This is a genomic window from Psychrobacter okhotskensis, assembly GCF_013248965.1.
In the GTDB taxonomy this organism is placed as follows: Bacteria; Pseudomonadota; Gammaproteobacteria; order Pseudomonadales; family Moraxellaceae; genus Psychrobacter; species Psychrobacter okhotskensis.
The window spans coordinates 104,740-116,805 of sequence record NZ_JABRVQ010000005.1 but is presented as its reverse complement, the minus strand read 5'-3'; the positions used below and the strand labels follow the sequence as shown (position 1 = coordinate 116,805).

Below are 12,066 nucleotides of genomic sequence, written 5' to 3'. Positions count from 1 at the left end.
TAGACAATGACGACAGCGCCTACAGTAGACTCTAAGTCAAAATCATGGCTATCCGCTGAGCTGGCAGCCACGATAGAGCCAGACGCTGTGCTACGAGAATTATTGGCACCAGTACATCGTTGGCTAAACACTTTGTCAGTGCGCAATCATTCAGCGCATACATTGACCGCTTATTTTGCTGGACTAAATCAATTGGCGCTGTTTTTACGTGGCAAGCGCCTGACGTGGACACGCTGCGATAAACGCCAACTGGCGCAGCATATTAGCCAACGACTCGATGAGGACAAACTTGCGCTTGCTAGCGTCCAGCAAGAGCTGTCCGCCATCCGCCACTTTTATGGCTGGCTAATCGAGGAGGATTTGGCGCGTATCAATCCAACGACCGGCTATCAGCTTAAACGCAGTCCTAGGCCGCTACCGTCGATCGCCGACGTGGATTTACTGACGCAATTGCTAGATCAAGAAATCCCTGATACGCCAGAACAAGCACGCTTATGGTTGCGTGATAAAGCGATGTTTGAACTGCTTTATAGCAGCGGTCTACGGGTCGGCGAATTGGTCGCCCTAGACATGGCAGATATGGATTTGTCCGAATTGCGAGTACGAGTAACTGGTAAAGGCAATAAGACGCGCATAGTACCGTTAGGTGTAAAAGCCGCAGAAGCAATTAGCCGTTATCTACCGCATCGTAACCTGTGGGTGGAGCAGATGGACACGGCGCTATTTATCAGTGAAAAATTGGGCACACGCTTGTCAACGCGGGCAGTGCAGCAACGTCTAAAAGTCGCGGCAACGCGGGCAGGCATTGCGCAAAATATGTATCCGCATCTATTACGCCATTGCTTTGCCTCGCACATGCTATCTGGCAGCGGTGATCTGCGGGCGGTACAAGAGATGCTTGGGCATAGCGATATTAGCACGACGCAAATCTATACCCATGTAGATTTTGCTAAATTGACACAAGTCTATGATCGCGCACATCCGCGTGCCACGCATGCGCAGAATGACAAAGACTCAACGTAGAATATGAATTTTCTAAAGGCTAACGTTCTAAAATTTAAATCTCTAAAAGCTTTCTTCTAAAAGCTTTATTTTAAAATAGACCAGATCGACCCTTAAGCCAAACGATGACAGTCAAAGATAGGCATCTTTTGCCGCCCTTGTATTTGGGCAGCTTTATCAAAAGTCGCTAATACCATTTCATAATTTTTCTGTTCTTCAGTCACCGCTTGACTATTTAGTTCACTATTATCATAGCTATTTATAATGGTGCCATCATAAGTGGTAATGGTAGTATGTCCCCACGTCTGTCGCGTACTCCCATTTTTATAGACATGATCGCCACCTTGTGCCGCGCCAATCACCATACATTGACTGTCTAGCGCACGTGCACGCAGCAACAGCGACCAGTGTGCTTGTCCCGTCAAATAAGTAAAGGCGGATGGCGCGCTCAATACGTCAGCACCTGCTTGCCGCAAACGCTGCGCCAAAGCAGGGAAACGTAAGTCAAAGCAGACCATCATGCCCAATTGATAAACAGCATCATTTACCTCAATCGGTACAACCACTGTCTGCGTGCCCGGCTCAAACGTGGCGGCTTCATTATAGCGGCCTTGCTTATCTGCTACCGTCGCTGTAAATAAATGAATTTTGTCATAGCGTGCAACCCTTTTGCCATCAGGGCCAAATAACTGGCTGACTTGGCGCAATCTACCATCAGGTACGACCAACCCGTCTGGCCGATAAGCGCAGGGTAGGGATCCGACCAGTACATAAATGCCATAGGTGCGGGCGTAGTTTGCCAACGTCGCTGACAGGACATCAAATTGCTCAGCAGTAGCAAATTGCTCACCCATGCTACAGCAGTTTTCTGGTAACACAACCAGCTGAGCACCTTGGGCGCGGGCATCAATGATGGCGGCTTTTATGTCCGCTAAGTTATTGTCAATGTTTTGCTGACTGTTCATTTGGATAGCAGCAATAGTAAATTGCGCATTATTTATAGAATTATTCATCGTTTGTTTCTCAGTTATTTTTAAGCTGACAAGGCGCTTATCCCATCTTTGTTATCATAATAGGCTTGTCATTATTAATAGATTATATACACGTAGGACTCTATTTATTCAGCCCATCATGCTGGTGACTAAGCGGCTTTGTGAGATAGAAGTCAAAAACTCATGCGCATAGGGTATAAATTATCATAGCAAAATTGTGGCAAAAAATGCTATCGTCATGACCTGATATCATAAAGTCACCGCCTGAATCAGCATAACACATAGTCGATTTGATATAATTGAGACACCAGAAAGGCAAAGGCATGTGCGTGACACTACGGCCACTAGTAGACTAAGCAAGCCTGATAACGTATCTGATTTATATCGGGTCGACTATACCACCACGATTGGAGTGTAATAAGCTACCCATGAGTATGTCGTTCGGATTGGCGACCACGCTAAGCACGTCACAGAAGCTCACCCCGCAAATGCAGCAAGCCATCAAATTGCTGCAGCTCTCTAGTCTTGAGCTTGCGCAAGAGGTTCAGGCCAAGCTGGATAGTAATCCGCTGCTCGAACGTATCGAGGAGGAGGAAGACGAGTACGAGAGCATTAATGATGCGATGAGGGAGGAGTTTAGTGAGCCATTAACCCTCGATACTTGGAACCAAGGTGCTAGCGCTGATTCATTCGCCGCGTCATCGAGCACTGCCACTTATGATGATGACAGTACGAACGACTATAGTGATGGCTCCATGGATAGCTTCGATAAGCTGCAACAGTCTGGTGTCGATGATGGCGCGATAGATTATCAAGCGCTGGATAACGATGACTATGGGCGCTTTGATACGGACAGTTTTGATGCCAGTCATTTCAGTGCGGGCAGTGCCTCCAGTGCACTAGCACGACCAGATTATGATGAGTTTGATAGCTATCAAGGTGGCACCTGCGCGACGATTCAAGACCATGTACGTTGGCAGCTTAACTTTAAGCGTCTCTCCGAAACGGACACGCTGATTGCAGAATATCTGGTGGACTCGATGGATGATATGGGCTTTGTGCGCCTCGATATTGACGAGTTACTACAAAGCTTTGAGACCATGGCAAGCTTCTATCAATGGGAAGAGCGCGTTGAGCACGATGAAGTCATGGCGGTACTGCGTGTTATTCAATCGTGTGATCCATTGGGCGTTGGTGCGCGCAATCTGAGTGAGTGCTTAGCGATTCAGCTGGCCAAGCTCGATGCTGATACTCGCTATCTAAAAGAAGCGCAAGCGCTATTGTCCGCCAGTGAGCATCTGGTCAGTAATAATATCAAGGCGCTGACTGAGCGCACAGGGTTGGCGCCTGCGCAGATTACCCCGGCGCTTACTCTATTGCGCAGCTTAAATCCTTCGCCAGGTCTACTGTTTCAAAGCTATCAGCCAGACTACGCGCAACCACCTGCCAGCTATGATATCCCTGATGTGCTGGTTACGCCTATCCGTCGCCACCATACTCAGAACATCAGTAATGGCAACAGAGCCGATGCGACTGCGCAAGTCGATGGCTGGCAGGTACGCCTGAATCCTGACACCTTACCAAAACTACGGGTCAATCAAGAATATGCCAATTTGGTCAAGCGCGGCGATGACAGCCCAGACAATCAATACTTGCGTGAAAACCTCACCGATGCGCGGCTATTTATTCGTAGTATTGAAGAACGCAATCAAAACTTATTAAAGGTAGCGACCAGTATCGTGCGCTATCAGCAAGATTTTTTGCAGTATGGGGCAACTGCCATGCAACCATTAATTCTAAAGGTCATTGCTGAAGAGGTTGATTTGCACGAATCGACCGTCTCGCGCTTGACCACCAGCAAAAGCATCTTGACACCGCAAGGCTTGTTTTCGCTTAAGCATTTCTTCTCCTCGCATGTCAGTAGTAGCGACGGCGACATCTCATCAACAGCCATTAGCGCGATGATTAAGCAGTTAATAGGGGATGAAGACCCTAAGAAACCGCTGTCTGACAGTCGCATAAAAGACCATTTGCTTTCAGAAGGCATCGATATTGCTCGCCGAACGGTGGCCAAATATCGTGAAGCGATGAATATTGGCTCATCTACCCAGCGCAAGCAAAAATATTAACTGTCGTAACTCAATGACTTATCATTAAAGTCAGGCAACCTTCAATATACCTGATTATAAATATAAAAAATAAAATTTTTTGATTATATAGAAACCTGAAAGAAACAACAGTTTTTATTACATTTAATTACAATTTACTGTCTTGCTACTAACCTGCTTTCATGACAAATTAGAGTCATACCAAGGACAAAAACGAAGCAGATTTTTATTTTGGTAAAAAATTGGCGATACTAAATTGGCAATACAATAATACGTCAGTTTTTACCGAAAATTTTGTAGCGGTCGTTGGTAAGGCAAGATGATAAAGGCAGGAATGCTATCTCATCTGTTGATTGTAAGTCATAAATAAAAGGACAATAATATGAATGTTTCTATCAGTGGTCACCATATCAGTGTTACCGATGCGATGGACAAAGCAGTTCGCGAAAAACTTGAAAAAGTAGAGCGTCACTTCGATCAGATACAAAGTATTAAAGTGATCTTATCGCTAGACAATAGCGGCGCAAGTGATGGTGGTAAAAAAAGCCATAAAGCCGAAGCGATTATGCGAGTCTCAGGTCAAGAAATGTTTGTCCAAGCACTTGAGGATGATATGTATAAAGCCATTAATGAGATGGCAGACAAGCTTGATAGACAAGTGCGTAAATACAAAACCCGTCAAGAGCGTAAAAAAACTCAGGGTGCAGGGCGTGATGGACGCTATGAAGACCTTACTACCGCTGATGTAGCGCCAGCCGTTTAGTTTTATTATGATTGACGCTCAATATATAGTGGCTAATAAACCCATAAATAGTATAGTCATTCCACTATAAAAGTATTACAGCGTTAACCTCGCTTGAAGTATCACATATACATCTACACTCGGTTGCCTTGTACTACTTTTAAATTGAATCGACTATATGAATAAATAATATAAATAGCCCATCGATTGAGTAATGACGTAATAAGCAATAAAAAAGACCTCAAACGTATGTAACGTTGAGGTCTTTTTATTGGCTATCATATCGTCATTCTTTAACGCAAAAGATAGTGTAATTAATAAGGTTCAGTTTGTCTTAGCTACTAGTTTTTTCGAGGTGACTATCTTCAAGTGGCTATCTTCAAGTGACTATCTTCAAGTGACTATATTAAAACGACTAACGAATCAACCGCTAGCCGCCACCAACTGCTTGTACCACCTCAATATTCATCCCTTCTACGATACGTAGTTGACCAAGTTCGCTCTTTGGGATCAGATCTCCATCGACCTCGACCGCATAGCGACCTTCGCTAAGTCCTAGCTCATTGATGACCAATTGCACGGTTTGATGGGTGGTCTGTAGGTGTTTACCATTAACACTAATGGTACTCATAAAATGTACTCCTTAATTGGTTAAAATTCCTTTTTTCGCCATATCGTTCAGTGACATCATTGTTATCTATCTTTTTCGCGGCTGTTAATAACTGTGTACGTCAAACAACTACCTTGCTCAAGCGAAACGCCGAAACAGCCAGCCATAGCCAACCTACAATCATTAAGACACCTCCAATAGGCGTGATTGCGCCAAACCAACGCGGCGCGCCCAAGGTCATTGCATACAAGCTACCAGCAAATATAATCACGCCAACCTGTAGCAACCATGCGCTCGTCTGAGTCGTATAGTTCAGGCGAATAAGGATGCCAACGAGCAACAAACCAAGGGCATGGACAAACCAATAGAGCGTTGCCGTGTGCCACCATTCAAGCTGCTGAGTATTAACCATGCTTTTGAGACCATGAGCCCCAAACGCGCCTAAAGCAACGGCGACGGCCATATTAATCGCTGCAATAGCTATCCAATTTACCATGCCCAAACTCTTATCATTAGCCAAGCCTATCAATAGTGCAGAATAGAATGTTTGCACCCGCCTTATTGAATGTCATCGGGCAAAATGACACTATCGATGGTCATAGCATCACGAATTTTATCCATAGCATTTTTTTCGATTTGGCGTACACGCTCAGCCGAGATAGAGTAAACCGCTGCCAATTCGTGCAAGGTAGATTTTTGCTCAGACAGCCAGCGCTGCTCAACGATATCGCGTGAACGATCATCGAGGGTATCCATCGCCGCAATCAGTGCTGATGAGTTGTTCTCTTCCCAATCCGATTCTTCTACCATCTCAGCAGGATCGATACCATCTTCTAAAAACAGCTGCGGCGCATAACGACCGTCATCATCATCGCTAGATTGCGCTTCAAACGAAGCATCATAAGAGGTGAGACGCGATTCCATCTCAAGCACTTGCTTACGAGTGACATTTAAGTCATTGGCAATGGCATCTGCTTCTTCTAATGTTAGCTGATTATTGGTCTTTTTGAGACTGCGTAAGTTAAAGAACAACTTACGATGCGCCTTGGTGGTCGCGACTTTGACAATGCGCCAGTTACGAATCACAAATTCGTGAATTTCCGCTTTAATCCAATGCACCGCAAAAGAGACCAAACGCACGCCTTTATTTGGATCAAAACGCTTGACCGCTTTCATTAACCCCAAGTTGCCTTCTTGGATGAGATCCGCTTGTGGTAAACCATAGCCTGAGTAACTGCGTGCGATGTGAATTACAAAGCGCAAATGCGACATAACGAGTAAGCGTGCGGCTTCCACGTCGCCTTCATCATAATAGCGATGGGCAAGCTCTTGCTCTTGCGTTGGGGTTAAAATAGGGATTTGGTGCACTGTATTGATATACGCGCCCAGATTGACCCCAGGCGCTGATAGATGCGTCGGCATCGCTGGCACTAAGTCACGCGTACTCGTATCTTCAAATGCACTCGCATCATAAGGTGGACGCGCAGCAGCAGCTTTTAGAGCTGCATCGCGCGCTTCGTTTTTTTCAGGCGCTGCGCCATCTTTTTTACGTGTTTTCGCAGCATCATTAGCAGTAGTAGCCATATTCTTGACCTTGGTTAAATAGATAAACAAACAGTCAGATAAAAATCTTTATTGTTGTAATTGTAAAGGATAGCGACGCTTAGTTGCTATCAGTTTTGGTAATGATGAAGTGATATATTGTATCGCAATGCTGGGATGATATGCCATCAGCCAGCGCTTCGTTGATAACTGGCTTAGTATCTTTATTGGTGACTTCGTTAACCATCAATCTTAAGCTGGGAGTCGTTCCAGCCTGTTGGCTTTGTTGACAAAAAGCGGTGATATCCGCTTGCGAGTTAGGGTCAGTGGCCACCACATATAACGACTCGCCCGCTGCCACCTCACGTAATGCTACTTTGGTTTTTAACAATGGCATCGGGCAGGCAAGTCCACGTCCGTCTACCAAGTTCTTTATAATAAGGGGTAGCTGCTTTGAGTCGATCGTAGCACTCAACTCAGTATCACCCTCATAAGAGGCAGACAATAAATCTAATAATTGGCGAATAACATGCTGCTGCGTATCAGACAAACTGGCTGGCAAACAGACAGAATAAGAGCCTGTTACGGTGATTAACTGACTGTCAGCGGACATAAAACCTACCCTTAAAACATTAAAACTGGCGTTTACAACTATAGAGAATTCAATAGCCTATTATTATTAATATTAACTTATCAATAGATTTTAGCTATTAATTAAAAAACAATAATGGCAAAGTCTCTCTACCGTGCATCATTATAGCAAATTGCCGCTATGTAGTTGCAGTTGAATATAGTCATCGTAATGTTTGGCTCACTAGAACAACTAAGCAAGGTGTCTTTTCATGGTGATCTGTGCAGATTGCTAGCAATAAACAGGCTGAAATTCAGCTCTAATAATTACATGGTTATGTTGCACAATAGTGACGCGCAGCCAAGTTATTGGTAGTTAAATGCAGACTAGAATTGACCTTATATAAACAAGCTCGTATAGTCGAAATTACGTTGTTATCAATCGGATAGGATGCGCATTTGTATCACTCTAATAGACAGTCGCTATGTGGTAAACCAGACGTCAATATCTCGAATGCGTGTTTCATCGTTAAGGATGCACAAGACATGATATCGTCTACACCCAAGCAAAAAACGGCTCGTTTGCTCGTGCTTGATGCCATAAAAATAGGGGTATCAGCTGCCTTGTTAGCAGTGGCCACTGGCGCCAATAGTAGCGAAAGTACCGCTGCGCCATTTGCCTATGACTCGTGGCAAGGCCCAGCTTCAGAAGCGCTCGATTTACCTAACTTACGCGGGCAAGGGCTGAGCTTTGCGGAACAATATCAAAATAAGCTACTTGGCGAATGGTCGCTACAAAATATCAATGGTCGTGTCAAAATGGAGCACGATCCTTGGGTGCAAGAAGCGGTCAAGGAAATGACGTGGCGGCTCAATGCGCAAGCGCGTCAGCAAGCACCCTTGGGCGTGGTCATTATCGACAATCCCAGTATCAATGCGTTTGCCGCGCCAGGCGGCGTCATCGGCATCAATACAGGGACGATACTGGCTGCGAGTAGTATGGATGAGCTGGCCAGCGTCGTCGCTCATGAAGTCGCGCATATTAGCCAACGCCATTACGAAAGCGGCGTTGATGAACGTAAAAAAGCCATGCTGATGCAAATAGGTGGCATGCTGGCCGCGATTGCCGCATCAGCGGTCGATGGTGATGCGGCAGCGGCAGTGATGATGGGCAGCCAAACGGCGACGATGAATAGCAGCATGGCGTTTAGTCGCAACAATGAGCGTGAGGCTGATCGGGTAGGGATGCAAATCATGACCCAAGCTGGATATGACCCACGGGCGATGCCCAGCTTTTTTGCGACGATGAATCAACAAAGCCAGCTGAATCAGACAGCCAATCGGTTTTTACCCAGTTTTGTACGTTCACATCCCTTGAGCAATGAGCGCTTGAGTGAATCGCAAAGTTGTGCGCAGCAGTATCCAACCATGTCATTAAGCCAGCAACAGCGTCATCAAGCGCTGTTCGATCTGCTTTATTGGCGTGTACAAAGTACCGGTAAGCATGCGTCTGAGACCACCTTGACGGCAGCCGCCAAAAACAGCTTAGGGGCCAAACTGTCACTGATGACTTGGTATAGCGAGCAACAACGCTTTACTGACGCCAATGAGATATTGGCGGAACTTGTTGCGTTACCAGTGGCGCGGCGGCAGGTGTTAGAGCCCTTGTTGTCGATTACCCACAGCCAAATTCTGAGCGAGCAAGGCAAGTGGCAGCAAGCCGCCGAGGTATTAGAGCGTCAGCAGCGTCTGTATCCTGAGCGCCGTGATTTGCGGTTGTATTTGGCTGAGGCGTTGACCAATAGTAATGAGCCGACCAAGGCACAAGCTTTGTTAAAACCTCTGACCCAGCAGCAGCCAGCCGATCGCTATGCTTGGCAAAGCCTACAACTGGCCAATGAAAAAATCGCTAAAACCACTGATTCTGCGCAACTTAAAAATATTGCTACCATTAATGCGCTACGTTATCGCAGCCATGACCAGCTCTGGAATGGACGTTACGAGCGTGCACTTACTTCCTTAACACAGGCCAAACAGTTGGCTGAACGTATGCAAACGACGGGGCAAGCAAGTAGTGCACGTCCGCTATTAGCGAGCATAAATGCAGAAATTAAAGACGTAAAAACCGCCAAAGACTTTAAGCCTTAGGCGGTTATGTGTATCTTTGAATCACCATTTTTAAAATTAGCACACGCCCTAGGCATTGATATTAAACAATGGTGTTTATTACAAAGTTATCAACCTTGCAACGCGTCTTTTACCAGCTTAGAGATGAGCGCTGGATCCGCACGACCTGCGGTTTTATTTTTTAATACGCCCATCACACTGCCCATGTCACGCATAGAGGTAGCACCTTGCGTGGCAATTTCGGCATTTACCAGAGCAGCAAGCTCATCATTATTCATCTGCTTGGGCATGAACTCATTGATGATATCAATTTCGAACTGCTCTTTGGTTGCCAAGTCGTCACGGCCATTTTCGGTAAAAATGCCAAGTGACTCTTGACGTTGTTTTAGCTGCTTTTGCAAAATTTCTAACACGCCTGCATCATCAAGCTCTATTTGACGATCAATTTCAATTTGCTTGATAACGGAATGCACGTTACGCAATACCTTTACGCGTTCAAGCTCACGGGCTTTCATAGAGGTTTTGATATTGTCTGACAGGGTTTGTTTAAGGTCGCTCACTATTATTATCCTTATAAGGTAAGTTTGTTGATGCGCCGTCTGCGAAAGCGCTCCTTTGAATGAAAAACGCTATTACTGGCAGTATCGACCGCAATAACAAAAATTGTAGCATAAAAAACGCCACTGATATCGATGGATAACAGTGGCGTTAGTGTAGCGCTTGTACTTAACTAATCGTATTATCGATTAGTACATACGAGTGGTACGAATAGTTTCGCGTTGTAACTTTTTCTTATAACGCTTTACCGCAGCTGCTTTTTTGCGCTTGCGCTCTTGCGTTGGTTTTTCATAAAATTCACGTTTACGCACGTCAGATAATACACCGGCTTTTTCACAAGCGCGCTTAAAGCGGCGGATTGCGATATCAACTGGTTCGTTTTCTTTAACCTTAACTGCAGGCATGAAGACTCCTTATGAGGATGAGATATAAAGGCATTAGTTTGGTTGTGTATTAGTATTTAGCCGTAATATCTCAAGATTACAGGCATCAACTCAAACTAGGATAATCTTGTACTATAGCACAAGGGCGAGTATTTTAATAATAAATGCGAATAAAGTCAATGGTTTTCATGCATTTATCTCTCAGTATGAGTAATTGAAAAATATTTGGGCTAGCGCATTTTTTACAACCTATTAGGAAGTTTTTGGGTTTACTTATCTTGTTTATATTTGGTTAAATCCGTCACAGATAATCCAACAAAAAATCCCTACTGTCTATAACGGTTTGTCTTGTCTTGTCTTTATGCTATGATAATTTCTATATAGTCAGTGACACACTAATGATTTTTGGGCATTTTATTGAGGATGTTGGAATGAAGAAAACAGTACTAAATACGGCTTTAAGCACCGCATTGTTGGTCGCTCTTGGATTTAGCGTGAGTGCTTGTAGCAGTGATAAAGAAGGTGGGTCGCATGAAGTAAAAGCCGTTGATCGGGTAGATGAGGCCGCCAAGCTTGCTCTTGCCAATGGACCTGAAGCTGAAGAGATGGATTTTCCAGAAACCGCACCGATGCCAGCGACAGATATGGCAGCGGACGGTACGGCAGTTGACGGCGCTATCACTACTGAAGCGGGTGCTGATACGGATATGGCTGACAGTGCCGATGCGACTATGACTGGTACGGATACAGCTGCTACTGATACTAGTGCCGCCCCGCCCGTAGCGGATACCGCAACGACTGACGCTGAAGCAACTGCCAATTAATAGCGCTCAATGTGCAAGGTCGTGACGGATTTTATGCGCTGTAATGACAGCCGCTAAGATGAACCCTTATATAGAGGTATGATCATGAGTAATAAGCAACCGCGTATGAGTTTTGGTAAATGGACATTGTCGGTGTTCAGTATTAGCGCGTTACTGGCGCTTAGTGCGTGTAGTGGTGACAATACAACGGCTGAAGAACCAGCTGCGGTCAGCGAATCAGCTGACGCCGTCGCTGTCGAGCCAGCAGCGCCGGTCGCTGAGCCTGAAGTGGTGACGCCCGAGCCTGCCGTAGAGAGCGAGATCAGTGAAGCGATAGAAGAGCCAGTAGCCGAAGCCGAACCTGAAGTACTGGCTGCGGACGCTGGGGCCAAGCTTTATGAGGCGCAGTGCAAAATGTGTCACGCACAAGGGTTGTTAGAAGCGCCAAAATATGGCGATACCGCTGCGTGGAGTGCGCGCATTACTAAAGACAAAGAGACGCTGTATAGCCATTCTGCTAAAGGTTTTAATAAGATGCCCGCGCAAGCGATCAATGGCGTCACTGAAGCACAAGTGCATGCTGCGGTTGATTATATGTTGGCGTCTGTGAGCTGATGGGGCGTATTGCC

13 protein-coding genes are annotated in these 12,066 nt (G+C 45.5%); 6 read left to right on the top strand and 7 right to left on the bottom strand.

Features of this window, described 5'->3' with window-relative positions:
- Window positions 1-6: 6 nt before the first annotated feature.
- Window positions 7-1,023: a tyrosine recombinase XerC gene (locus HQR03_RS04300; RefSeq protein ID WP_173239266.1), complete on the top strand. Its 1,017-nt coding sequence runs from the start codon at window positions 7-9 to the stop codon at window positions 1,021-1,023.
- A gap of 92 nt (window positions 1,024-1,115) precedes the next feature.
- Here the strand turns inward: HQR03_RS04300 and HQR03_RS04295 are convergent, their stop codons facing one another.
- A complete protein-coding gene (locus HQR03_RS04295; RefSeq protein ID WP_173239265.1) occupies window positions 1,116-2,015 on the bottom strand; it encodes a carbon-nitrogen hydrolase family protein in 900 nt (299 codons plus the stop codon).
- A gap of 407 nt (window positions 2,016-2,422) precedes the next feature.
- On the opposite strand from HQR03_RS04295, the gene rpoN reads away from it, so the two are divergent.
- Both rpoN and hpf read left to right on the top strand, forming a co-directional pair.
- Entirely contained in the window at window positions 2,423-4,123 is a 1,701-nt protein-coding gene (gene rpoN / locus HQR03_RS04290; protein WP_173239264.1) for an RNA polymerase factor sigma-54, read from the top strand.
- Window positions 4,124-4,484: 361 nt separating this feature from the next.
- A complete protein-coding gene (gene hpf, locus HQR03_RS04285) occupies window positions 4,485-4,865 on the top strand; it encodes a ribosome hibernation-promoting factor, HPF/YfiA family (protein ID WP_025651923.1) in 381 nt (126 codons plus the stop codon).
- A gap of 409 nt (window positions 4,866-5,274) precedes the next feature.
- Here the strand turns inward: hpf and thiS are convergent, their stop codons facing one another.
- The 4 genes from thiS to HQR03_RS04265 all read right to left on the bottom strand — a co-directional run bounded on the left by thiS (window position 5,275) and on the right by HQR03_RS04265 (window position 7,609).
- Window positions 5,275-5,475 carry a sulfur carrier protein ThiS gene (gene thiS, locus HQR03_RS04280; protein WP_025651924.1) on the bottom strand — a complete coding sequence of 67 codons (201 nt, stop codon included), beginning with the start codon at window positions 5,473-5,475 and terminating at the stop codon, window positions 5,275-5,277.
- Between the two features lie 100 nt (window positions 5,476-5,575).
- On the bottom strand, window positions 5,576-5,950 hold the full coding sequence (locus HQR03_RS04275; RefSeq protein ID WP_173239263.1) for a DUF423 domain-containing protein: 375 nt from the start codon (window positions 5,948-5,950) through the stop codon (window positions 5,576-5,578).
- Between the two features lie 62 nt (window positions 5,951-6,012).
- The gene (rpoH, locus tag HQR03_RS04270; RefSeq protein WP_198015432.1) at window positions 6,013-6,876 is read right to left on the bottom strand and encodes an RNA polymerase sigma factor RpoH; all 864 of its coding nucleotides are present in this window, start codon (window positions 6,874-6,876) and stop codon (window positions 6,013-6,015) included.
- A 241-nt stretch (window positions 6,877-7,117) separates the two neighbouring features.
- Window positions 7,118-7,609 carry a sulfurtransferase TusA family protein gene (locus HQR03_RS04265; protein WP_173239262.1) on the bottom strand — a complete coding sequence of 164 codons (492 nt, stop codon included), beginning with the start codon at window positions 7,607-7,609 and terminating at the stop codon, window positions 7,118-7,120.
- Between the two features lie 503 nt (window positions 7,610-8,112).
- Here HQR03_RS04265 and HQR03_RS04260 point away from each other — a divergent pair.
- A complete protein-coding gene (locus HQR03_RS04260) occupies window positions 8,113-9,714 on the top strand; it encodes a M48 family metalloprotease (RefSeq protein ID WP_173239261.1) in 1,602 nt (533 codons plus the stop codon).
- An 89-nt stretch (window positions 9,715-9,803) separates the two neighbouring features.
- Here HQR03_RS04260 and HQR03_RS04255 read toward each other — a convergent pair whose 3' ends face one another.
- Both HQR03_RS04255 and rpsU read right to left on the bottom strand, forming a co-directional pair.
- On the bottom strand, window positions 9,804-10,253 hold the full coding sequence (locus HQR03_RS04255; RefSeq protein ID WP_101210738.1) for a GatB/YqeY domain-containing protein: 450 nt from the start codon (window positions 10,251-10,253) through the stop codon (window positions 9,804-9,806).
- Window positions 10,254-10,439: 186 nt separating this feature from the next.
- On the bottom strand, window positions 10,440-10,655 hold the full coding sequence (rpsU, locus tag HQR03_RS04250) for a 30S ribosomal protein S21 (protein ID WP_025651930.1): 216 nt from the start codon (window positions 10,653-10,655) through the stop codon (window positions 10,440-10,442).
- A gap of 410 nt (window positions 10,656-11,065) precedes the next feature.
- Between rpsU and HQR03_RS04245 the strand changes: the two genes are divergently transcribed.
- Window positions 11,066-11,458 (top strand): hypothetical protein, encoded by a 393-nt coding sequence (locus HQR03_RS04245; protein WP_173239260.1) that lies wholly within the window; start codon window positions 11,066-11,068, stop codon window positions 11,456-11,458.
- Window positions 11,459-11,542: 84 nt separating this feature from the next.
- Window positions 11,543-12,052: a c-type cytochrome gene (locus HQR03_RS04240; protein ID WP_173239259.1), complete on the top strand. Its 510-nt coding sequence runs from the start codon at window positions 11,543-11,545 to the stop codon at window positions 12,050-12,052.
- Window positions 12,053-12,066: the final 14 nt, after the last annotated feature.